Here is a 24,420-nt window from a genome sequence, read left to right as displayed (position 1 = left end):
CTTCCTCATCCCGCAGGGGATTAGGCAGGGAGGAGTAGCGGGGATGAGCATAAAAGTGTGATCAAGGCCACTCTGAGAGCATAGTGTGAGTGTGCCAGGAAGAAAAAAAGATAACCGGGGAGAATGTCAAAAAAATGAAATACAGTTTCGGATGAAATTAATCCGCGCCGAAATGATTACTTACGCAGAATAATATTTCTGCAATGGGGCCTTACCTAAGGGGATTATTAATCTCACTCAACTTTACCCGAACTTTATTAAATTTGACGTCACTATACCTTTCTGAAACCAGTTTCAGCGTAACCGTGTGACACTGGGACAAGCCAGCGCTGACGCGGTGTTAAAGCCATTCTGGAAAAGTTCCGGTACTCGCCTGAATGTTTTGTGACAGAGTGCAAATTCAGAGCCACAAAACCCAGACATAACTTGCAATAGTTCTCTTTCTGGCCGACCTTATAGCTATTAATTACGAAGCGCAAAAAAAATAAATTCTCTCGTTCCCCACAGTGAAGTGAAAACTATGTTGATTCCGTCTAAATTAAGTCGCCCGGTTCGTCTTGACCATACAGTGGTCCGCGAGCGTCTGCTGGCTAAACTTTCCGGCGCGCATAATTTCCGACTGGCGCTGGTTACGAGCCCTGCAGGTTATGGAAAAACAACGCTCATTTCGCAATGGGCCGCAGGTAAGAGCGACCTTGGCTGGTACTCCCTTGATGAGGGCGATAACCAGCAAGAGCGTTTTGCCAGCTATCTGATTGCTGCCATTCAGCAGGCAACCAACGGACACTGCGTTGCCAGTGAGGTCATGGTGCAAAAACGCCAGTACGCCAGCCTGTCTTCCCTTTTCTCACAGCTGTTTATCGAACTGGCCGAATGGCATCGCCCGCTGTACGTGGTGATTGATGATTATCATCTCATCACTAACCCGGTTATCCATGAATCGATGCGTTTCTTCCTGCGTCATCAGCCGGAAAACCTGACCCTGGTCGTGCTGTCGCGTAACCTGCCGCAACTGGGCATCGCCAACCTGCGCGTGCGCGATCAGCTGCTGGAAGTCGGCAGCCAGCAGCTGGCCTTTACCCATCAGGAAGCCAAACAGTTTTTTGACTGTCGACTGAACTCGCCAATTGAGGCCTCCGAAAGCAGCCGCCTGTGTGATGATGTCGCCGGCTGGGCGACGGCGCTGCAGCTGATTGCTCTCTCTGCCCGGCAAAATAACAGCCCGACGCACCAGTCTGCGCGTCGCCTGGCGGGGATTAACGCGAGCCATCTTTCTGATTATCTCGTCGACGAAGTGCTGAACAGCGTTGATCCGTCGACCCGAAATTTCCTGCTCAAAAGTTCTCTGCTGCGTTCCATGAACGACGCGCTGATCGTGCGCGTGACCGGCTGTGAAAACGGCCAGCTGCAGCTGGAAGAGATTGAACGCCAGGGCCTGTTCCTGACCCGAATGGACGATCCCGGCGAGTGGTTCAGCTATCACCCACTGTTTGGCAGTTTCCTGCGCCAGCGCTGTCAGTGGGAGCTTGCGACGGAACTGCCGGAAATCCATCGCGCCGCCGCCGAAAGCTGGATGGCACAAGGTTTCCCGAGCGAGGCGATTCACCACGCGCTTGCCGCCGGTGATGCCGGCATGCTGCGCGATATCCTCCTTAACCACGCATGGGGCTTGTTTAACCACAGCGAGCTGACGTTGCTTGAAGAGTCACTGAAAGCCCTGCCGTGGGAGAGCCTGCTGGAGAATCCGCGCCTGGTGCTGCTGCAGGCCTGGCTGATGCAGAGCCAGCATCGCTACAGTGAAGTAAATACCCTGCTGGCACGTGCCGAGCAGGAGATGGAAAGCGATATGGATGCCACCCTGCACGGCGAATTCAACGCCCTGCGGGCGCAGGTGGCGATTAACGACGGTGATCCGGAAGAGGCAGAGCGCCTGGCGATGGTTGCGCTGGATGAACTGCCGCTGGCCAATTTCTACAGCCGTATTGTGGCCACCTCGGTACACGGTGAAGTTCTGCACTGCAAAGGCGAGCTGACGCGCTCCCTTTCGCTCATGCAACAAACTGAACAGATGGCCCGCCGCCACGATGTCTGGCATTACGCGCTGTGGAGCCTGATCCAGCAAAGTGAAATTTTGTTTGCGCAGGGGTTCCTGCAGGCCGCCTGGGAAAATCAGGAAAAGGCCTTCCAGCTGATTCGTGAGCAGCATCTGGAACAGCTGCCGATGCACGAGTTCCTGCTGCGCATTCGTGCACAGCTCCTTTGGGCATGGTCGCGTCTGGATGAAGCGGAAAGCTGCGCCCGTCAGGGTGTGGACGTTCTCTCCAGCTTCCAGCCACAGCAGCAATTGCAGTGTCTGGCACTGCTGGTCCAGTGCTCGCTGGCGCGTGGCGATCTCGATAACGCCCGCAACCACCTTAACCGTCTGGAAAACCTGCTCGGTAACGGTCAGTACCACAGCGACTGGGTGTCCAACGCCGATAAGGTGCGGGTGATTTACTGGCAGATGACCGGCGACAAAAAATCCGCCGCCAACTGGTTACGTCAGACCCCTAAACCGGAATTTGCCAACAACCACTTCCTGCAGAGCCAGTGGCGCAACATTGCCCGCGTCCAGATCCTGCTCGGTGAATTAGAACCTGCCGAAATCGTGCTGGAAGAGCTTAATGAAAACGCCCGCAGCCTGCGGCTAATGAGCGATCTCAACCGCAACCTGCTTCTGCTGAACCAGCTTTACTGGCAGGCGGGCCGCAAAAACGATGCCCAGCGCGTCCTGCTGGAAGCGCTGCAGCTGGCGAACCGCACCGGGTTTATCAGCCACTTTGTCATTGAAGGTGAAGTGATGGCCCAGCAGCTGCGACAGTTGATTCAACTCAATACGCTGCCAGAGCTGGATCAGCATCGTGCCCAGCGTATTCTGCGTGAGATTAACCAGCACCATCGCCATAAGTTTGCGCACTTTGATGAGAACTTTGTTGAACGTCTGCTGAACCATCCGGAAGTACCGGAACTGATCCGCACCAGCCCGCTCACTCAGCGCGAATGGCAAGTGCTGGGGCTGATCTACTCAGGCTACAGCAACGAGCAGATCGCCGGTGAACTGGCGGTGGCGGCGACCACCATCAAAACCCATATCCGCAATCTCTATCAGAAGCTGGGCGTCGCCCATCGTCAGGATGCGGTGCAGCATGCACAGCAGCTGCTGAAGATGATGGGGTACGGCGTGTAATTCTGGTGCGCGTGGGTGCCCTCACCCGGCCTGTTTTGCACAAACTAAAAACGGCAACCTTCGGTTGCCGTTTTGCTTTTACGTCAGCACAGTTCCAGTTGCAGATTATTATCCTTAATCACCTGCATCACGCCTGCCGGCGGCATCACGTCGGTATAAACCGCATCAACCATGCTGATGCTGCCCATATTCACCATCGCGTTACGGCCAAACTTGGAGTGGTCCACCACGAGCATAACGTGGCGTGAATTCTCAATAATCGCGCGCTTGGTGCGGACTTCATGATAATCAAACTCCAGCAGGGAGCCATCGCTGTCGATACCGCTGATCCCGAGAATGCCGAAATCGAGACGGAACTGAGAGATAAAGTCGAGCGTCGCTTCACCGATGATGCCGCCGTCGCGGCTACGTAACTCGCCGCCCGCAAGGATGATGCGGAAATCGTCTTTCTGCATCAGGGTATTCGCGACATTCAGGTTATTGGTCACGACGCGCAGGTTTTCATGATCCAGCAGCGCATGGGCGACCGCTTCCGGCGTGGTGCCAATATCAATAAACAGCGTCGCCCCGTTAGGGATCTGGCTGGCGACTTTCCGCGCAATGCGCTCTTTCTCCGCCGTTTGCGTGGCTTTACGGTCATGCCATGAGGTGTTGACCGAGCTGGACGGCAACGCCGCCCCGCCGTGGTGGCGCAGAATACGGTTTTGATCGGCAAGGTCGTTCAGGTCACGACGAATGGTCTGCGGGCTGACGGCAAACTGCTCGACCAGCTCTTCGGTGCTGACATATCCCTGTTTTTTAACCAGTTCGATAATGGCGTCATGACGTTGTGTTTGTTTCATCAATTATCCCTGAGAATTATGTTCGTTTTCGCGCATGGAGCGTGTCGGCAAACGCCATCGCCAGCCCAACAGCCAGCCCGGTGACGTGTGCACCATTGGCGATAGACATACCAAACAGATCAAACCATCCAGCAATTAGCCATATTAACGCAAAGGTTATTAACCCGCGTTGCAGATAGATGCCACTTTCAGGATCGCGCTCACCTCTGAGCCAGACGTAGCCCATCAGGGCATACACAACACCTGATAATCCGCCAAACCACGGGCCGCTGAATTTGTGCTGCACATAGCCACTCAACAGGGCACTGATGACGGTGATCACAATCAGCTTCCCGCTGCCCAGACGCTTCTCGACGGCACCGCCGAGGTACCACCACCACAGCAGGTTAAAGAGAATATGCATCACCGAGAAGTGCATCAGCGCGTGGGTAAAATAGCGCCAGACGTCAACGTCCAGTGAAGGGTCATAGGGCCATGCCAGGGCGATCATGACGCTCTGGTCGCCGACCACGTTCATCATAATGAACACGATAATGCAGGCCGCCATCAGCAGCAGCGTAAACGGACCCGCGCGTTCGCGCACGGTGGCAAAGAAGGGAAAACGACGATAGTGCAGCCCGCTGCCCGTCTGGCCTGATTGCCAGCTTGCGGCCAGATAGCGCGGGTCGCCGGGGTTCTCAAGGAATCGCGCCAGCTCCTCATTTACCCTCGCGGCCTGGCTCTCGTCGGCCAGCCACACATCGGTCTGATGATGTTGCTGGATGGTCAGAATAACGCCCTGCGTCGCCATATAGTCGACAAACGCCTGGGCGACGCGCGGGTTGGTAAAAGAGGTGATCATCAACATGGGCAGCCGTCGCTTATTTCCACACAAAAGGGGACAGTATAGCGGTATCAGCGCTCAAACGCGTATTCAACTTCTGCCGGGAAATGACGATGCCAGGCATCGAAGCCGCCATCGACGCTGTAAACCGCATCGTAGCCCTGCTGAAGCAGGTACTGCGCTGCACCTTTACTGCTGTTGCCGTGGTAGCACATGACCATCACCGGCGTGTCGAAGTCGTTATCGCGCATAAACGCGGCCAGGGAGTCGTTGGTCAGGTGGAACGCGCCTGGCGTGTGGCCCATCGCAAAGCTCTGTGGATCGCGGATGTCCACCAGCACAGCCGTTCCCTGGTGCATTTTCTGATGGGCTTCTTCTACGTTAATACATTCAAACTGATCCATGGTGCTCTCATCTTATATTCAGGTGTGGTGCGCTTCCTCTCGCCCCCACTCTCTCCTGAAGTGAGACGGTTGGGCGAGGGCATCAAGCGGCACTATTTTACCCCGTAGTGTACGTCCTGGCGGCGGGTAAACGCCATTATGTTATCCATATCACTCTAAATTGTTTTTTTGATGTTACCAAAAGCGCGTTCCTTTGCTATTATGAGCGATATCGAACATTTCTGAGCTTTAACGAAAGTGCGTGAGGGTGTTATGGAAACCAAAGATCTGATTGTGATAGGCGGTGGCATCAACGGTGCCGGGATTGCGGCCGATGCTGCAGGACGCGGTTTATCCGTGCTGATGCTGGAAGCTAACGATCTCGCCTGCGCGACCTCGTCCGCCAGCTCCAAACTGATCCACGGTGGCCTGCGCTACCTGGAACACTACGAATTCCGCCTGGTCAGCGAAGCCCTGGCCGAACGTGAAGTGCTGCTGAAAATGGCCCCGCATCTGGCGATTCCGATGCGCTTTCGCCTGCCCCACCGCCCGCATCTGCGTCCGGCGTGGATGATTCGAATCGGTCTGTTTATGTACGATCATCTGGGCAAACGTACCAGCCTGCCAGGATCGACCGGTTTGCGTTTTGGCTCAGAATCGGTCCTTAAACCTGAAATCGTGCGCGGATTCGAATATTCCGACTGCTGGGTAGACGATGCGCGTCTGGTCCTTGCCAATGCGCAGATGGTGGTGAAAAAAGGCGGCGAGGTGAAAACCCGCACCCGCGCCACGGCTGCCCGTCGTGAAAACGGCCTGTGGATTGTTGAAGCGGAAGACGTGGATACCGGCGAGAAGTTCAGCTGGAAAGCGCGCGGCCTGGTGAACGCCACCGGGCCGTGGGTGAAACAGTTCTTTGATGAGGGAATGCACCTGCCTTCACCGTACGGCATCCGCCTGATCAAAGGCAGCCACATTGTCGTGCCACGCGTGCATACCCAGAAGCAGGCCTATATCCTGCAAAACGAAGATAAACGTATCGTGTTTGTGATCCCGTGGATGGACGAGTTCTCCATCATCGGCACCACCGACGTGGAGTACAAAGGCGATCCGAAAAATGTCGAGATCGACGAAAGTGAAGTCAGCTACCTGCTGAAAGTGTATAACGCGCACTTCAAAAAACAGCTGGCACGCGATGACGTGGTCTGGACCTACTCCGGCGTGCGTCCGCTGTGTGATGACGAATCGGACTCACCGCAGGCCATCACCCGCGATTATACGCTGGATATTCATGACGTGGACGGCCAGGCACCGCTGCTGTCGGTCTTTGGCGGCAAGCTCACTACCTATCGTAAGCTGGCCGAACACGCGCTGGAAAAACTGGTGCCGTACTACAAAGGCATTGGCCCGGCCTGGACTAAAGGTGCCGTATTGCCTGGCGGCGATATCGGGGATAACCGCGATGATTATGCCGCGAAACTGCGCCGTCGCTACCCGTTCATCACCGAAGGGATGGCACGTCACTACGCCCGTACCTACGGCAGTAATACGGAATGGATCCTGGGTGAAGCCAAAACGCTTGCCGACCTGGGTGAACATTTCGGTCACGAACTCTACGAAGCCGAACTGCGCTATCTGGTTGAGAACGAGTGGGTGCGCCGCCTGGATGATGCCATCTGGCGTCGTACCAAAGAAGGGATGTGGCTGGATGCCGAGCAGCAGTCGCGCGTGGCGCAGTGGCTGGCGCAGAACGCGGGAAAGCGTGAGCTGTCATTAGCATCGTGATGTAAAAAAGCCCGGTGGCGTTACGCTTCCCGGGCCTGCAAATCGCACAAGCCGGGTCAGGCGAAGCCGCCACCCGGCTCTGTTTTTTTATAACCGCACGGGATCGATATGCCAGATAGTTTCAGCATATTCTTTGATAGTACGGTCTGATGAGAAATACCCCATATTGGCGATGTTATGCATCGCGGCGCTGGTCCACTTCTCCTGCTGACGGTACAACTCGTCCACGTTGTCCTGGCAGTCGACATAGCTGCGGTAATCCGCCAGCACCTGATAGTGGTCACCAAAGTTAATCAGTGAATCGACCAGATCGCGATAGCGGCTCGGCTCTTCAGGGTTAAACACGCCGGTGGCGATTTGCGTCAACACCTGGCGCAGCTCTTCATCTTCTTCGTAGTACTCGCGCGGCGAGTAGCCCTTCCTGCGAAGCGCCTCCACCTCCTCCGTCGTGTTACCGAAGATAAAGATATTCTCTGCCCCGACATGCTCCAGCATCTCAACGTTCGCGCCATCCAGCGTACCGATGGTCAGTGCGCCATTCAGGGCAAACTTCATATTACTGGTGCCTGAGGCTTCCGTACCGGCCGTGGAAATCTGCTCAGACAGGTCCGCCGCCGGAATGATCAGCTGCGCCAGACTCACACTGTAGTTCGGGACAAAGACCACCTTCAGCTTGTCACCAATATCCGGATCGTTGTTGACCACCTTCGCCACATCATTGATGAGATGAATAATGTGCTTCGCCATGTAGTATGCCGACGCCGCCTTACCGGCAAAGATTTTCACCCGTGGCACCCAGTCGGCCGTTGGGTCGGCTTTGATGCGATTGTAGTGCGTGATGACGTGCAGCACGTTCATGAGCTGTCGCTTGTACTCATGGATACGCTTGATTTGCACATCAAACAACGCTTTCGGGTTGGCCACCACGTTCAGGTGCAGCGCAAGATACACCGACAGCCGCTTCTTGTTCAGAAGCTTGGCTTCACGCACGGCTTTGTTCACCGCCGGGAAATCCAGGTGCTGTTCAAGCTCGCCCAGCTGACTCAAATCGGTACGCCAGGTGCGGCCAATATGTTCGTCCAGGACATCGGAGAGCGGCTGGTTAGCCAGCGCCAGCCAGCGACGCGGGGTAACACCGTTCGTCACGTTGCAAAAACGCGTCGGGAAGATCTTCGCGAAATCAGCAAACAGCGACTGCACCATCAGGTTCGAGTGCAGTCCGGAAACCCCGTTCACCTTGTGGCTGATCACCACCGCCAGCCAGGCCATACGCACGCGGCGACCGTTGGATTCATCAATGATTGAGGCCCGGCTCAGCAGGCCAGTATCGTTTGGATACTGCTCCTGCAGCGTCTTCAGGAAGTAGTCGTTAATCTCAAAGATAATCTGCAGATGGCGCGGCAAAATTTTACCGAGCATGTCGACCGGCCAGGTTTCCAGCGCTTCGCTCATCAGGGTGTGGTTGGTGTACGAGAAGACCTGGCAGGTCACTTCAAACGCATCATCCCAGCTGAACTTGTGCTCGTCGATCAGCAGACGCATGAGCTCGGGGATCGAAAGCACCGGGTGGGTGTCGTTGAGGTGAATCGCGGTTTTTTCCGCCAGGTTGCTGTAGGTTTTGTGCAGCTGATAATGACGGCTCAGGATGTCCTGAATCGTCGCGGACACAAGGAAATACTCCTGACGCAGACGCAGTTCGCGTCCGGAATAGGTCGAGTCGTCCGGATAAAGTACGCGGGAGACGTTTTCAGAGTGGTTTTTATCTTCCACCGCCGCAAAATAGTCGCCCTGGTTGAATTTACCGAGGTTGATTTCGCTACTGGCCTGGGCGCTCCACAGGCGCAGGGTGTTGGTGGCATCGGTGTCGTAGCCGGGGATAATCTGGTCATAGGCCACGGCCAGGATCTCTTCCGTCTCAACCCAGCGGGATTTTTTTCCCTCCTGCTGAATACGGCCACCAAAGCGCACTTTGTAGCGCGTGTTGTGTCGTTTGAATTCCCACGGGTTGCCGTACTCAAGCCAGTAGTCCGGAGACTCTTTCTGTCGGCCTTCCACAATGTTCTGTTTGAACATGCCGTAGTCGTAGCGAATCCCGTAGCCGCGGCCCGGCAGGGCCAGCGTCGCCAGCGAGTCCAGGAAACAGGCGGCCAGACGCCCCAGGCCGCCGTTACCGAGGCCCGGGTCATTCTCTTCGTCAATCAGCTCTTCTAAATCTAACCCCATCTCTTCCAGTGCGGTTTTGACGTCGTCATAGATACCGAGCGACAACAGCGCATTGGACAGCGTGCGGCCAATCAAAAATTCCATCGACAGGTAATAAACCTGCCGCGTTTCCTGCGAGAGCTGGGCGCGGTTAGAGCGCAGCCAGCGTTCCACTAAGCGGTCACGCACGGCAAACAGCGTGGCGTTCAGCCACTCGTGTTTGTTGGCGATGACCGGGTCTTTCCCGATGGTAAACATCAGCTTATAGGCGATAGAGTGCTTTAACGCCTCAACGCTGAGCGTGGGTGAAGAATAGCTAAAAGGAGCATTCATATCAGTAACTTCGCCTCGTTACATCAAGCGTTGATAAAGGTCGCGGTATGACTGCGCCGCAACGTGCCAGCCAAAGTCCAGAGACATCGCCTGACGCTGAACGTAACGCCACAGAGATGGACGGGACCACAAGACGAAAGCACGCCGAATCGCCCGCAGCAGCGACCAGGCATTACTGTCCTCAAAGACAAACCCGCTGGCGATACCGTCCGCAAGGTTTTCCAGAGAACTGTCCGATACGGTATCCGCCAGCCCGCCAGTACGACGTACCAGCGGCAGCGTGCCGTATTTCAGGCCATAGAGCTGCGTCAGGCCACACGGTTCGAAACGGCTCGGCACCAGAATGACGTCAGCACCGCCCATAATCCGGTGCGAAAACGCTTCGTGATAGCCAATCTGCACCCCTACCTGCCCGGGGTGTTCCGCCGCTGCCGCAAGGAAACCTTCCTGCAGCACCGGGTCGCCGGCACCGAGCAGCGCCAGTTGCCCCCCCTGCTCCAGTAAGCCCGGCAGCGCCTCCAGCACTAAATCCAGCCCTTTCTGGCTGGTCAGACGGCTGACGACGGCGAACAGCGGCACTTTATCGTTCACCTTCAGCCCCATCGCAATCTGCAGCTGGCGTTTGTTTTCCGCTTTGTCTTCCACGGAATCGCGGCCATAGCGTGCCGCCAGCAGAAGATCGGTCTCCGGATTCCAGATCTGCTCATCAACGCCGTTGAGGATCCCCGACAGGCGGCCCTCACGATGGCGCTGTCGCAGCAGCCCTTCCAGACCGTTACCAAACTCCGGCTGGGTAATTTCCCGGGCGTAGGTCGGGCTCACGGCCGTAATGTGATCGGCGTAGTAGATGCCGGCTTTCAGGAACGAAATCTGCCCGTTAAACTCCAGCCCGTGCATGTTATAGAACGACCATGGCAGATCGATGTCATTCATGTGATGGGCATAGTACATGCCCTGATACGCCAGGTTGTGAACGGTAAAGACCGATTTCGCCGGGTGGCCGCGCGCCGCCAGATACGCCGGTGCAAGCCCGGCGTGCCAGTCGTGAGCGTGTACCACATTCGGGCGCCAGAACGGATCCAGCCCGGTTGCCATTTCAGCACCGACCCAGCCGAGCAGTGCGAAACGCAGCACGTTGTCGGTATAGGCGAACAGGTTCGTATCGTGATACGGGCTACCCGGTCGATCGTATAAATGCGGCGCATCAATCAGGTAAATGCCTACGCCATTGTAATGTCCAAACAGCAGGGTGATGCGTCCGGCGAAGGTTTCACGACGAGTGACCACCTTTGCATCTGGAATACCACGCCGGATATCCGGAAAAGCGGGCAACAGAACTCGGGTATCTACCCCCCCGGCGATTTGCGCCGCAGGCAATGCGCCAAGAACATCCGCCAGACCGCCCGTTTTTAACAACGGGAACATCTCAGAACATACATGTAAAACCTGCATTATCGCTCCTGTTTGACCTGCAGCTTCCGCAACATTTCCCGTGTTACTAACACGATCCCCTCTTCCGAACGGTAGAAACGACGCGCGTCTTCTTCCGCATTTTCACCAATCACCATGCCTTCAGGTATGACGCAGGCACGGTCGATAACGCAACGGCGCAGACGGCATGAGCGTCCGACCCAGACATCCGGCAGCAGCACCGCCGAATCGATATTACAGAATGAGTTCACGCGCACGCGGGGGAACAGCACCGACTGCACCACCACCGACCCCGAGATAATGCATCCGCCGGACACCAGTGAGTTCAGCGTCATGCCGTGACTGCCGGAGCGGTCCTGAACGAATTTCGCCGGCGGCAGCGATTCCATGTGGGTACGGATTGGCCAGTTCTGGTCGTACATATCCAGTTCAGGCGTCACCGACGCGAGATCGAGGTTTGCCTTCCAGTAGGCCTCAAGCGTTCCGACGTCGCGCCAGTAAGGTTCAGCATTCGGATCAGACTGCACGCAGGACAACGGGAAGGGATGTGCATACGCCATGCCAGCTTTGGTAATTTTCGGAATGATATCTTTGCCGAAGTCGTGGCTGGAGTTTTCGTCTTTGTCGTCTTCTTCCAGCAGCGCGTAAAGATAATCGGCATCAAAGACATAGATCCCCATGCTGGCGAGCGATTTGGTATCGTCCCCTGGCATTGTCGGTGGGTTCGCCGGTTTTTCGACAAAATCGATAATCTTGTCGTCGGCGTCGACGTGCATCACCCCAAATGCCGTCGCCTCAGCAACAGGCACGGGCAAGCATGCCACGGTGCAACGCGCCCCTTTTTCGACGTGGTCGATCAGCATGTGGGAGTAGTCTTGCTTGTAGATATGATCGCCCGCGAGGATCACAATGTATTCCGCGTTATAACGGCGAATAATGTCGAGGTTTTGCGTCACCGCATCCGCCGTCCCGCGATACCAGTTCTCACCGTGAACGCGCTGCTGGGCAGGCAGAAGATCGACAAACTCATTCATCTCTTCACTGAAGAATGACCAGCCGCGCTGGATGTGCTGCACCAGAGTATGCGACTGATACTGCGTAATGACGCCAATGCGGCGAATGCCTGAGTTCAGGCAGTTGGAGAGCGCAAAGTCGATAATACGGAACTTACCACCAAAGTGGACGGCAGGTTTGGCGCGTTTGATGGTCAAATCTTTCAGACGAGTACCACGCCCGCCTGCGAGTATCAGGGCAACAGTTTTTAATGGTAGCTGGCGTGCCAACATTAAGGGATCGTTCTTCTCTAATCTAACCATGACTAACTCCTTTTTTATCATCTTTGGAATACGCACACTCCGTGCGCAGGCCCGTGCCAGACAGCCATTACTACCGGATTATCCGCTCCGGCAAATGGGGGAACAGCGCGCCATTCCCCGTCAGGTAAAACAATCTCAGCGACGTCATCCGTCGCGTTCAGCGTGACCAGCCACCTCTCCGAAAGCAGGATTTGCAGGCGTGGTACGCCGTGTTGCCACTCTTGCGCGCTTAAGGGTTGCGCGTCTTGATTCAGCCAGCGGACATTACCGTCGCCCTCTTCCCACCAGCGATCGGCGGTGAGCGCGGGAATTTGCTGGCGAAGATGGATCAGCGCAGCGGTAAAGTGAATCAACCCGCTGTTCGCTTCACCCCAGTCGAGCCAGGTCAACGTGTTGTCCTGGCAATACGCATTGTTGTTACCATGCTGACTGTGACCATGTTCATCGCCTGCCAGCAGCATCGGCGTGCCCTGCGACAATAACAGCGTTGTCAGCAGCGCATGCACGCTGGCGCGTCGCCGCTCGATAACATCAAGGCTTCCGCCTAACCCTTCTATACCATGATTGAAGCTATGGTTATTGTTAGTACCATCGCGATTCTCCTCACCGTTCGCTTCATTGTGTTTCTGATTGAAACAAACGCAGTCCCGGAGCGTAAAACCGTCGTGCGCCGTCAGCAGGTTGATCGTCGCAGACGGTCGTTTGCCATCGCGCTTAAAAAGATCGCTGGACCCGGCAAAGCGTCCGGCGAACTCCCCCAGCGACAGATTCCGTTCCAGCCAGAAGCGGCGCGCGGCATCGCGATAGTGATCGTTCCACTCGGCAAACAGGGGCGGGAAATTCCCGACCTGATAACCCCCTTCACCGATGTCCCACGGCTCGGCAATGAGCTTAACCTGTGACAGCACCGGACAGTTTTTGATCGCTTCAAACAGCGGCGCCTGCTGGCTGAAGGCCGGCGTACGCCCCATAACCGGTGCCAGATCAAAACGAAAACCGTCGACGTGGAACGTGTCCACCCAGTACTTCAGGCATTCATACGCGAAATGCATGACCGCCGGGTGGCTGAGATTGAGCGTGTTACCGCAACCGGTCCAGTTGAAGTAATCGCCATCGTCCCTGATCCAATAATAGCTACGGTTATCAATTCCGCGCATGGAGAGCGTCGGTCCATCGAGATCGCTTTCCGCACTGTGGTTCAGTACCACGTCCAGAATGACCTCAATACCTGCCGCATGAAGCGCCTTTACCGCATCACGAAACTCGTCCCGCGCCTTGTCCGGATGAGCGGCATAGCGGGGTTCAAGCGCAAACATCGCCAGCGGGTTGTAGCCCCAGTAGTTACTGAGCCCCAGCCGCTGCAGACGAGGTTCACTGGCAAAATGCGCGACGGGCAACAGCTCCAGGGCCGTGATCCCGAGGTGCTTGAGGTAGGCAATCATGGTCGGATGACCGAGCGCCTTATAGGTGCCGCGCATCTCTTTCGGGATCGACGGATGCAGATACGTCAGCCCTTTAACATGCGCCTCGTAGATAACGGTGTTGCCCCACGGCGTGCGCGGCGGGGCATCGTCTTCCCAGTCGTAGAGATCGTTCACCACCACGCTTTTAGGCGCCACGGGGGCGCTGTCGCGGTGGTCGGGTTCACCGTAGCCGACATGGAAAATAGGGTCGTCTTTAAACTCGCCATCCACGCGGTGCGCACACGGATCGATCAGCAGCTTCGCCGGGTTAAACCAGTGCCCCTGCGCAGGTGCCCACGGGCCGTGTACGCGATAGCCGTAGTGCATTCCTGGCCGTCCCCCGGCCAGGTAGCCGTGCCAGGTATCTCCTGTGCGAGACGGCAGGTCGTAACGATGTTCATTACCCTCGCCGTCAAATACGCACAGTTCAACCCGCTCCGCATGGGCAGAAAAGAGCGTGAAATTCACCCCCTTTCCATCAAAATGTGCCCCGAGCGGTTCGGGTTTACCTGCCGTAAGCTGGGTCATTCCCCCTCCCGGATCAGCCAGATGGTACTGAGCGGCGGTAGCGTAAGGCTCAGGGAATTCGGTCGCCCGTGGCTTTCAATGGCATCGCTTTGCACCAGACCACCGTTACCGGCATTGCTGCCGTGGTAGTGCGTGGAATCGGTATTCAGGATTTCACGCCACTTGCCGGCCTGGTTAATCCCGAAGCGATAATGATGGCGCGGTACAGGGGTAAAGTTGCTGGCGACGATAATTTCGTTGCCGGCTTTATCCCGCCGCACAAAGACAAACACCGAGCGCTCATGGTCATCCACCACCAGCCACTCGAAACCGTACGGGTCAAAATCAAGCTCATGCAGAGCTTTGTGGTGACGGTAGGTCAGGTTCAGGTCCCGCACCAGACGCTGTACGCCGTGGTGCCAGTTGTCTCCCCCTTCCAGCAGATGCCAGTCGAGGCTGGTGTCGTGGTTCCACTCGCGCCCCTGGGCGAACTCATTGCCCATAAACAGCAGTTTTTTACCCGGGAAGGCGAACATCCAGCCGTAGTAGGCGCGCAGGTTGGCGAACTTCTGCCATGCATCGCCCGGCATGCGGTCGAGAATGGATTTTTTGCCATGCACCACTTCGTCATGCGACAGCGGCAGCATGAAGTTCTCGGTGTAGTTGTAGAGCAGCCCGAAGGTGAGTTTGTCATGGTGATACTGACGGTAGACAGGATCCAGCTTCATGTAGTCGAGCGTGTCGTGCATCCACCCCAGGTTCCATTTGTACCAGAACCCCAGTCCGCCGGTTGACGGTGGACGGGAGACGCCAGGGAAGTCGGTGGACTCTTCCGCCATCGTCACCGCACCGTCTACCTGCTCGCCGATAATACGGTTGGTGTTGCGCAGAAACTCAATCGCTTCCAGGTTTTCACGGCCGCCATACTCGTTCGGGATCCACTCGCCTTCTTTGCGGCTGTAGTCGCGGTAGATCATCGACGCCACGGCATCAACGCGCAGGGCATCAATGCCAAAGCGCTCAATCCAGTACAGCGCATTGCCCACGAGGTAGTTTGCCACTTCACGACGACCGTAGTTGTAGATCAGCGTGTTCCAGTCCTGGTGATAGCCTTCGCGCGGGTCGCTGTGCTCGTACAGCTTAGTGCCGTCAAACTCTGAAAGACTAAAATCATCGGACGGGAAATGGCCCGGCACCCAGTCGAGGATCACGTTTAACCCGGCGGCGTGCGCGGCATTGATAAAATAGCGGAAGTCATCGCGCGTGCCGAAGCGACGCGTCGGGGCATACATCCCGGTCGGCTGATAACCCCAGCTTCCGTCGAACGGGTGTTCATTAATTGGCAGCAGCTCAAGGTGGGTAAAGCCCATCCATTTCGCGTACGGAACCAGCTGGTCGGCAAGCTCCCGGTAGCTGAGCCAGAAGTTGTTATCAGTATGGCGACGCCAGGAACCGAGATGCACTTCGTAGACGGAAATTGGCGCATCAAAGCGGTTGGCCTGCTTGCGTTCTTCACTCTGGACAACTTTTTCCGGCAGGCCGCAAATCATTGACGCGGTTTCCGGACGCATTTGCGCTTCGAAGGCGTACGGGTCGGACTTAATACGCAGCTTGCCGTGCGCATCGATCATCTCGAATTTATACAGCTGGCCGTTGTGCGCGCCGGGGATAAACAGCTCCCAGATACCGCTTTCACGGCGCAGACGCATCGGGTGACGACGGCCATCCCAGTAGTTGAACTGGCCGACAACGGAGACTCGCTGGGCGTTAGGCGCCCACACGGCAAACCGCGTGCCGGTGATGCCATCCATCGTATCGGCATGGGCACCCAGCGTTTCATAAGGTCGCAGGTGGGTACCTTCAGACAGCAGCCACGCGTCCATCTCCTGTAAAAGAGGCCCAAAACTGTAGGGATCATCGATGAGATTTTGCTGACCATGCCAGATAACGGCAAGCTGATAACGAAAAGGGTTTTTACGACGGGGCATTACGCCCGAAAAGAAGCCACGAGAATCGAGGCATTCCAGATTGCCGACCTTGCGGCCGGTTTTGGGTTCGATAACCCACACTTCTGTGGCATCCGGTAACAGTGCCCGGACTTCCAGCCCGGCCTCGGTACGGTGCATCCCCAGTACGGAAAAGGGGTCGGCAAAATGACCCGCAATAAGCGCATTAATCACGTCTCTATCCACACGATCGGACATGGTATTCATCCTGTTTTTTATGTCGTCCTTTTTTAGCGCCTGGGACGACTTTAATGTGACCTGAACGGGCATCCTCTCAGCCCCGTCCTAACCTCAGGTAAGAAATAACTCTTCCTTAAAGCATAGCCAACGCTCTAAATGACTCCTGATAAAAAATAAGACATATGCGTTTTACTCCATGTAGTACGCGGAAAAGGGGGTGAAAATCACCCCCCGGGGTTTAACAAATTATTACGCCAGCTGGCGCAGCATGCGACGCAGCGGCTCGGCTGCGCCCCACAGAAGCTGGTCGCCGACGGTGAATGCAGAAAGGAACTCCGGCCCCATGTTCAGCTTACGCAGACGACCAACCGGGGTGGTCAGCGTGCCGGTGACGGCAGCCGGGGTCAATTCACGCATGGTGATGTCGCGATCGTTTGGAACCACTTTCGCCCACGGGTTGTGTGCAGCCAGCAGCTCTTCCACGGTCGGAATCGACACATCTTTTTTCAGTTTAATCGTGAAGGCCTGGCTGTGGCAGCGCAGCGCGCCGATACGTACGCACAGACCGTCAACTGGAATGGTGTTCGCGGTATTGAGTATTTTGTTGGTCTCAGCCTGACCTTTCCACTCTTCGCGAGTCTGGCCGTTATCCAGCTGTTTGTCGATCCACGGGATCAGACCACCGGCCAGCGGTACACCAAAGTTATCCACCGGCAGCTCGCCGCTGCGGGTCAGCTCGGTGACTTTACGCTCGATATCGAGAATAGCGGAGGCCGGATTTGCCAGCTCGGTCGCAACGCTGTGGTGCAACTGGCCCATCTGCGTCAGCAGCTCGCGCATATGGCGCGCACCGCCGCCGGACGCGGCCTGGTAAGTCGCCACGGAGACCCACTCCACCAGGTCCTGCGCGAACAGGCCGCCGAGGGACATCAGCATCAGGCTGACGGTGCAGTTACCGCCGACAAAGGTTTTTACGCCGTTGTTCAGGCCGTCGGTGATGACGTCCTGGTTGACCGGGTCGAGAATGATGATGGCATCGTCTTTCATGCGCAGTGAAGACGCCGCATCAATCCAGTAGCCCTGCCAGCCGCTTTCACGCAGCTTTGGATAAATTTCGTTGGTATAATCGCCGCCCTGGCAAGTGACAATAATGTCGAGTGCCTTCAGCGCTTCCAGATCGAAAGCATCCTGCAACGTACCAGTGCTGCCGCCAAAAGAAGGTGCAGCCTGGCCGAGCTGGGAAGTGGAGAAGAAGACCGGGCGGATGGCGTCAAAATCGCGCTCTTCAACCATGCGTTGCATGAGAACAGAGCCGACCATACCGCGCCAGCCGATAAAACCAACGTTTTTCATAGCATTTTTTTCCTGCAGAGGGTGTGTGCTGATTGTGCAAACCAGTATTCAACTGGGATATGCTTCACATTACAAAATGCTGCCAAAGTCGCAAGCGAAATTAATCGATGATGGCCCGCCAATCAGAAATAGCGCTAATCATCATAATAACCATAGAGAGTTTCAGGGATAATTTTAATGAGTGAAATCATATCCGCGGCGGTTTTATTGATCCTGATAATGGATCCTCTGGGCAACCTGCCTATCTTCATGTCGGTGCTGAAGCACACCGAACCCAAACGCCGTCGGGCGATCATGATCCGCGAGCTGCTTATCGCGCTGCTGGTGATGTTCATCTTCCTGTTTGCCGGTGAGAAAATCCTCGCCTTCCTGAATCTGCGTGCCGAAACGGTTTCGATTTCCGGTGGGATTATCCTGTTCCTGATAGCGATTAAGATGATTTTCCCGAGCGCCGAAGGCAGCAGCAGCGGCCTGCCCGCGGGGGAAGAGCCGTTTATTGTGCCGCTGGCGATTCCCCTCGTCGCCGGACCGACGATTCTGGCAACGTTGATGCTGCTGTCGCATCAGTACCCCAATCAGATGAGCCATCTGGTGATTGCCTTGCTGATTGCCTGGGGCGGGACGTTTATCATTCTGCTGCAGTCGTCGTTGTTCCTGCGTCTGCTGGGTGAGAAAGGCGTAAACGCGCTGGAGCGCCTGATGGGGTTGATTCTGGTGATGATGGCGACGCAGATGTTCCTGGACGGGATCCGCGCGTGGATGAAGGGCTAGGTAAAAACAAAAAAGGACAACTCACGTTGTCCTTTTGCTTTTAGCCGGGTTTAACTCAGCAGCGTAAACGCAATCATCCCGACAATGGCACCCGTCGTGCCGAGGATGGTTTCCATCAGCGTCCAGGTTTTCAGGGTTTGCGCTTCGGTCGCACCGGTAAATTTACCGAACAGCCAGAAGCCGGCGTCATTGACGTGTGACACCACAATCGAACCGCCCGCAATACAGATTGAGAGCGCGGCCATCTGGGCACCGGAGTAGTTAAGCTGTTCAATCACCGGCATCACCAGACCCACGGCGGTTAAACATGCCACCGTCGCAGAGCCCTGGATGATACGCACCGCCGCAGCCAGTACGAAACAGGTCACCGCAATGGGCAGCCCCATGCCGGTCAGGGCTTCGCCCAGCGCCGGACCCACGCCGGAATCCACCAGCACCTGTTTGAACACGCCACCGGCACCGATCACCAGCAGAATGATACCCGCAGGCTGCAGCGCATGGCCGCAGATTTCCATCACTTTGTCTTTCGGCATGCCCTGGCGCATCGCCAGGCCGTACATCGCCACCAGACACGCCACCAGGATCGCGGTGAACGGGTGGCCGATAAACTCAAACCATTCGTACGCGGTAGACCCCACCGGCACGAAACGCGCGGCGATGGTTTTCAGCCCCACCAGCACCAGCGGCAGCAGGATCAGCGCCAGGCTGAAGCCGAAGGACGGCATTTTGCCTTCGCCAAGGTGCGGCTCGGTGACGTCATCCGGAATGTGAAGCTCAACGTAACGGCTGATGAAGTTGCCCCACAGCGGGCCGGCAATAATCATTCCCGGGATTGCCGCACACAGGCCAATCAGGATCATCCAGCCAAAATCGGCGTGCATCTGAGAAGCCAGCAGCATCGGCGCAGGCCCAGGCAGCAGGAACGCCGCCGCAGCCGCCACGCCCGCAAACAGCGGAATCACCAGCTTCACGAGGTTAGTGCCGGTATGGCGCGCCATCGAGAACGCCACGCTAATCAGCAGCACCACGGCCACTTCGAAGAACAGCGGCAGCGCACAAATCAGACCGGCGAGGCCAATCGCGTAGTGCGCACGGCTGTGTCCGAAGGATTTGAGCATTTTGACGGCAATCTGGTCGACTGCGCCCGTCTCATGCAGGATCTTGCCAAACATCGCGCCCAGCGCGACCACAATGGCCAGGAAACCCAGCGTGCCTCCCATCCCTTTTTCCATCGTCGCTGCGATCTTATCGAGCGGCATACCGGAAAAGAGACCTGCACCAATAGACACCACCATTAAGGCAACGAAAGCATGCATACGCGCTTTCATCACTAAAAACAGCAGCAGCAATACGGAACCAACTGCTGTTAAAACTAGCGTTAATGTACTCAAAACTTACTGCCTTTTATTAATGACCTCGATGGTGCTGGCAACAACACCCTCCAGTGACTGATCGATATCAACCACTAAGACGTCTTTCTCATCGTCACCCGGCTCCTGCAGCGCTTCGAACTGCGTCACCAGCATCTGGGTTTTGAAGAAGTGGCCTTTACGCGCCTTCAGACGGCTTTCAATCACCTCGAAATCGCCTTTCAGGTAGATGAAAGAGAGGTTCGGGTTGCCGTCACGCAGCAGGTCGCGGTAGGTTTTTTTCAGCGCGGAGCAGACGATCAGGGAAACCTTGTTGGTACGCTGCATCGCGAACGCGGCGTCATTCAGCGCCTGCAACCACGGTTTGCGGTCGTCATCGTTCAGCGGCTCGCCGGAGGCCATTTTCATGATATTGCTGCGCGGATGGAGGAAGTCGCCATCAAGAAACGCCGCATGAAGTTGATGCGCCACTTCGCTGGCCACGGCAGATTTACCGCTACCGGAAACGCCCATCAGGACGTAAACGTGGTGATCATGATTAGTCGTGCTCAAAGGGTGTCCCTCAGTCAATTGTTACGGGTAACAGTTATCGGTAACATTGTCCTGCCGGGGCAAAAGAGAAGCAATATCCAAACGTGCGCGAAGTGAATAAGTGTGACCCACTTCAAATTTGTCAGCTTAAATAGATCCACCCGGTGACAAGGTGAAACCTAAATCTAACATTTTCGGCGTCACCGTCTCGCCACGTATGCGCGCCAGCAGGCGTTCTGCGCCAATACGGCCCATACGTTCACGCGGTGTCAGGACGCTCGCCAGACGGGGTTCCATCACCTGGCCGATGTCGTGGCCGTGGAAACCGGCAATCGCCATGTCTTCAGGGATCTTCAGCCCCAGACGCTGGCATTCGAACGCTGCACCGACCGCAAGGTCATCGTTGGTACAGAAAATACCGTCCAGTTGCGGATACTCGCGTCGTGCCTGACGCATCAGCTCAATACCCGACGTATAGGATGAGGACTGCTCAACCATCACGCTGTACGGTGTTAAACCGGCGTCGAGCATTGCCTGCTCGTATCCCTTCTGTTTGATGATAGTACGTTCATCCAGACGTGCACCCAGGTAGGCAATATGCCGATGGCCGCGGGCGATGATGGCCGCCGTCATCTGGCGCGCCGCTTCGAAGTTATCAAAGCCCACCGCAATATCGAGACACGGCGACTGGCTGTCCATCAGCTCCACCACCGGAATGCCTGCCACTTCAATCATTTTTAGCGTACGGGGGGTGTGAGTACGTTCGGTTAAAATCAGGCCGTCGATGTTCCAGGAGAGCATGGACTCAAGACGTTCTTCTTCCAGTTCCGGCTTGTACCCATAGTGGGCGAGCATGGTCTGATAGCCAAAGGCATCGGTCACGCTTTCAATGCCGCGCAACACCTCGGCAAAAACCTGGTTGGTTAAGGAAGGCAGGAGGACGCCAACCGCGCGGCTGGTCGCATTCGAAAGAATATCGGGGGCGCGGTTAGGGATATACCCCAGTTCATCGAGGGCAGCGGCAATCTTGCCACGCAACGCCACGGAAACCTGTTCCGGGTTACGTAAAAACCGGCTGACCGTCATTTTGGTCACACCGACGCGATCGGCTACATCCTGAAGTACGGGGCGTTTCTTTTTCATCGTCCTGAGAAATCGTAAGTGATAGATTTGCTCAGTTTATCACGGACAAAGCCCATCCTTCCCCTGTCAAAGGGAAGGATGGGCATTTATTTATGATTTATTACACCGGTGGCAGATCAAACAGCAGAATTTCGCTTTCACTGTCGGCATGCACGGACAGTGCCTGCTCATCCCAGATTGCCAGACCATCCGCCGTGGTAGCTTTCGTGCCGTTAATAGACACCTCGCCTTTCACCACTTGGATCCAGACGCGGCGGTTAGCGGCAATCTGATGGACAGACTGTTCGTCTTTTGCCAGCGCCCAGCGGTACAGTTCCATATCCTGGTGCACTTTCAGCGAACCGTCACGCGCATCCGGAGAGAGCACCAGCTGTTTGCCCTGTTTAGCATCAAAGCGGCGCTGTTCGTAGCGCGGGGTGATGCCGGTTTCTTCCGGAATGATCCAGATTTGATACAGGTGCAGTTTTTCCGTTTTGCTTGGGTTGTATTCAGAGTGACGCACCCCGGTACCCGCACTCATAATCTGGAACTCGCCCGCCGGAACCTGCTCTTTGTTGCCCATGCTGTCCTGGTGCTCAACCGCCCCTTCCAGCACATACGTCAGGATTTCCATGTCTTTGTGCGGGTGGGTACCGAAGCCCTGGCCTGCATCAATCACGTCATCGTTAATGACGCGCAGTGCGGAGAAGCCCATAAAGTTCGGGTCGTAGTAGTCAGCAAACGAGAATGAATGCCATGAGTCCAGCCAGCCATGATTCGCGTGACCACGTTCGTTTGCTTTGCGTAAGTAGATCATTGTTTCACCCTCAGTTCGTTTCGATGGAGTAAGTGTGGACGCAAACGGCCTGGGATCATAGAGGGTGAAAATTGACTCCTCTGTTCAAAAATTTAGAACAAGCAAAGAGGAGTTATAATTTCTTATCTGGCGAGGGTTATCGTGGCAGGAGAGGCCTGTTCGAAGGCCCGTTCAAGGAGTTCGAGATTGGTCATAACTTCAGATTCCTTGACGTAATTGGGTACACCGTTAGTCAGGGTCTCATACAGCGCATCGTAAACGCGGCCATAGTCACCCGCTTCGGGTTTCACGTCCTCTTTAACGGTGATGCCCTCTGCGTTGACATACTCCAGCACGCCCACGGAGTCATCCGCCGCAAACCCCGGGTCGCCGGGCATAATGTTCGCCTTCAGGCTGGTCTCCTGCTGGTCGATACCGTACTTGATAAACGAGCCTCTGGTGCCATGCACAATAAATTTCGGGTAGTCAATTTTCACCAGATGGCTGGTTTTGACGATGGCTTTCAGGTCGCCGTAAAACAGCTGGGCTTCGAAGGTGTCATCCGGATTGGCTTTGTTGCGCAGGCTGCGGATGTCGTACGCCATGTGGTCCGGTCGGCCAAACAGAGAGATGATTTGATCGAGCGTATGCACGCCCAGACCATAGAATGAGCCATCCTGCGGCAGGCCGGGATGCGTTTCGGCCACCGGGCGGTAGTAATCAAAGTGGCTTTCAATCTCGACGATGTCACCCAGTTTACCGCTCTCAATCACTTTTTTTGCCGTCAGGAAGCAGCTGTCAAAGCGGCGGTTTTGGTACGGCGTGACGGTCAGCCCTTTGCGCTTCGCCAGGTCAAACAACGTTTTCGCCTCTGCCATTGTCGGGGTAAACGGCTTTTCCACCAGCACGTTTTTGCCCGCCTCCAGCGCGCGTTTTGCGTACTCGAAATGGCTGTCAGCGTGGGTACAGACAATCACAAGTTTGACCTGCGGATCGTTGAGGACCTCATCAAGATCGCAGGTGAAATGAATATGGGAGTACTGGGGAGACTGCTCTTCCGGCTTCGCGCGACGCCGGTAGATATGGGCAACGTGCCAGCTGTCTTTGCGGTTGAGAACATACGGAAGGTGGTAACGCGTGGTGCTTTTGCCAAATCCAATAAATGCGCAATGTAATGTCATGGCTCAGTCCTTTTTAAGGTTACTGAGTGCAACCATAGCGCAAGTTTTGCCCTCACCCCAGCCCTCTTCCACGGGGAGCGGGCGAAAAAAGACAAAAAAAAGCCAGCGAAAAGCTGGCTAAAGTAATACTGGAAGCAATGTGAGCAATGTCGTGCTTTCAGGTTCCCGTAGGGGTCTTCCTGAACGCAGAGCAATAATAATCATTCTCATTCGCACTTGTCCAATCTTTTTTGCAAAAATTAGCAGTTGACTCAAATTTTAATCTCACTGATGTTGGAATGGACGTTTAACTGACTGAGGATGAAGGAATGAGTGAGATTGTGATACGCCATATCGAAGCCCGCGATGCAGAAGCGTTACGTGACATTATGTCGCATCCTGGGGTGTATCACGACACGCTACAACTTCCCCATCCCTCAATGGATATGTGGCATGACCGGGTCGCGACGAAACCGGGAAGACGGCATCTCGTCGCCTGTCTTGACCAGCGAGTGGTTGGCCATATGGCACTCGATGTGATGGAAAATCCCCGCCGCAGCCACGTTGCAACGTTCGGCATTAGCGTGGCCGCTGATGTACAGGGACGCGGTGTGGGTCGTGCGCTCATGCGCGAAATGGTCAATCTCTGCGACAACTGGTTGCGCATTGAACGCATTGAGCTCACGGTTTTTGCGGATAACCCAGCGGCACTGGCGCTGTATAAGAAGTTTGGGTTTGAAATCGAAGGGACCGGCAGGAACTTCGCCCTGCGTAACGGCGACTATGTGGACGCGTATTACATGGCGCGGCTGAAGTGATAAAT

The 24,420-nt window shown here is 55.8% G+C and carries 18 protein-coding genes; 4 read left to right on the top strand and 14 right to left on the bottom strand.

Going from position 1 to position 24,420, the window contains the following annotated elements:
- The first annotated feature begins 520 nt into the window (after positions 1–520).
- Complete coding sequence (gene malT / locus AM410_RS08620; protein ID WP_020884564.1) at positions 521–3,226, top strand: HTH-type transcriptional regulator MalT; 2,706 nt, start codon at positions 521–523, stop codon at positions 3,224–3,226.
- 83 nt (positions 3,227–3,309) lie between these two features.
- Here malT and AM410_RS08615 read toward each other — a convergent pair whose 3' ends face one another.
- The 3 genes from AM410_RS08615 to glpE are packed head-to-tail and all read right to left on the bottom strand — an operon-like array spanning position 3,310 to position 5,295.
- Positions 3,310–4,068, bottom strand: a complete 759-nt coding sequence (locus tag AM410_RS08615) for a DeoR/GlpR family transcriptional regulator (protein WP_008503060.1) — start codon at positions 4,066–4,068, stop codon at positions 3,310–3,312.
- Positions 4,069–4,084: 16 nt separating this feature from the next.
- Positions 4,085–4,915, bottom strand: coding sequence for a rhomboid family intramembrane serine protease GlpG (gene glpG, locus AM410_RS08610; protein WP_032679123.1), 831 nt, complete (start codon positions 4,913–4,915; stop codon positions 4,085–4,087).
- Between the two features lie 47 nt (positions 4,916–4,962).
- Positions 4,963–5,295, bottom strand: coding sequence for a thiosulfate sulfurtransferase GlpE (gene glpE / locus AM410_RS08605; RefSeq protein WP_041162890.1), 333 nt, complete (start codon positions 5,293–5,295; stop codon positions 4,963–4,965).
- 252 nt (positions 5,296–5,547) lie between these two features.
- Here glpE and glpD point away from each other — a divergent pair, with 252 nt between their 5' ends.
- The gene (gene glpD, locus AM410_RS08600; protein WP_025202849.1) at positions 5,548–7,056 is read left to right on the top strand and encodes a glycerol-3-phosphate dehydrogenase; all 1,509 of its coding nucleotides are present in this window, start codon (positions 5,548–5,550) and stop codon (positions 7,054–7,056) included.
- Positions 7,057–7,143: 87 nt separating this feature from the next.
- Here the strand turns inward: glpD and glgP are convergent, their stop codons facing one another.
- The 6 genes from glgP to asd form a co-directional block, all read right to left on the bottom strand.
- A complete protein-coding gene (glgP, locus tag AM410_RS08595) occupies positions 7,144–9,591 on the bottom strand; it encodes a glycogen phosphorylase (protein ID WP_014171981.1) in 2,448 nt (815 codons plus the stop codon).
- Positions 9,592–9,609: 18 nt separating this feature from the next.
- Positions 9,610–11,043, bottom strand: coding sequence for a glycogen synthase GlgA (gene glgA, locus AM410_RS08590; RefSeq protein WP_014171982.1), 1,434 nt, complete (start codon positions 11,041–11,043; stop codon positions 9,610–9,612).
- The gene (gene glgC, locus AM410_RS08585) at positions 11,043–12,338 is read right to left on the bottom strand and encodes a glucose-1-phosphate adenylyltransferase (RefSeq protein WP_020884559.1); all 1,296 of its coding nucleotides are present in this window, start codon (positions 12,336–12,338) and stop codon (positions 11,043–11,045) included. The genes glgA and glgC overlap by 1 nt, the downstream gene beginning before the upstream one ends.
- 17 nt (positions 12,339–12,355) lie before the next feature.
- The gene (glgX, locus tag AM410_RS08580) at positions 12,356–14,329 is read right to left on the bottom strand and encodes a glycogen debranching protein GlgX (protein WP_059305702.1); all 1,974 of its coding nucleotides are present in this window, start codon (positions 14,327–14,329) and stop codon (positions 12,356–12,358) included.
- Positions 14,326–16,512: a 1,4-alpha-glucan branching enzyme gene (gene glgB, locus AM410_RS08575; RefSeq protein ID WP_047954779.1), complete on the bottom strand. Its 2,187-nt coding sequence runs from the start codon at positions 16,510–16,512 to the stop codon at positions 14,326–14,328. Before glgB ends, glgX begins: the two co-directional genes overlap by 4 nt.
- Positions 16,513–16,743: 231 nt before the next feature.
- Positions 16,744–17,847: an aspartate-semialdehyde dehydrogenase gene (gene asd, locus AM410_RS08570; RefSeq protein ID WP_014171986.1), complete on the bottom strand. Its 1,104-nt coding sequence runs from the start codon at positions 17,845–17,847 to the stop codon at positions 16,744–16,746.
- A gap of 177 nt (positions 17,848–18,024) precedes the next feature.
- On the opposite strand from asd, the gene yhgN reads away from it, so the two are divergent.
- Entirely contained in the window at positions 18,025–18,618 is a 594-nt protein-coding gene (gene yhgN / locus AM410_RS08565; protein ID WP_003861574.1) for an NAAT family transporter YhgN, read from the top strand.
- Positions 18,619–18,668: 50 nt separating this feature from the next.
- Here yhgN and gntU read toward each other — a convergent pair whose 3' ends face one another.
- The 5 genes from gntU to AM410_RS08540 form a co-directional block, all read right to left on the bottom strand.
- Positions 18,669–20,009, bottom strand: a complete 1,341-nt coding sequence (gntU, locus tag AM410_RS08560; protein WP_014171987.1) for a gluconate transporter — start codon at positions 20,007–20,009, stop codon at positions 18,669–18,671.
- Between the two features lie 3 nt (positions 20,010–20,012).
- Positions 20,013–20,540, bottom strand: a complete 528-nt coding sequence (gene gntK / locus AM410_RS08555) for a gluconokinase (protein ID WP_020884556.1) — start codon at positions 20,538–20,540, stop codon at positions 20,013–20,015.
- Positions 20,541–20,666: 126 nt separating this feature from the next.
- Complete coding sequence (gntR, locus tag AM410_RS08550; protein ID WP_014171989.1) at positions 20,667–21,662, bottom strand: gluconate operon transcriptional repressor GntR; 996 nt, start codon at positions 21,660–21,662, stop codon at positions 20,667–20,669.
- Between the two features lie 100 nt (positions 21,663–21,762).
- A complete protein-coding gene (locus AM410_RS08545) occupies positions 21,763–22,458 on the bottom strand; it encodes a pirin family protein (RefSeq protein ID WP_014171990.1) in 696 nt (231 codons plus the stop codon).
- Between the two features lie 122 nt (positions 22,459–22,580).
- Positions 22,581–23,618 carry an oxidoreductase gene (locus tag AM410_RS08540; protein ID WP_073397643.1) on the bottom strand — a complete coding sequence of 346 codons (1,038 nt, stop codon included), beginning with the start codon at positions 23,616–23,618 and terminating at the stop codon, positions 22,581–22,583.
- Between the two features lie 308 nt (positions 23,619–23,926).
- Here AM410_RS08540 and yhhY point away from each other — a divergent pair, with 308 nt between their 5' ends.
- Entirely contained in the window at positions 23,927–24,415 is a 489-nt protein-coding gene (yhhY, locus tag AM410_RS08535; protein WP_014171992.1) for an N-acetyltransferase, read from the top strand.
- The last annotated feature ends 5 nt before the right edge of the window (positions 24,416–24,420 follow it).

Origin of the sequence: Enterobacter cloacae complex sp. FDA-CDC-AR_0164 (assembly GCF_003071645.1) — a bacterium.
GTDB lineage: Bacteria > Pseudomonadota > Gammaproteobacteria > Enterobacterales > Enterobacteriaceae > Enterobacter > Enterobacter ludwigii.
This window is presented reverse-complemented; position numbering and strand designations above follow the sequence as displayed.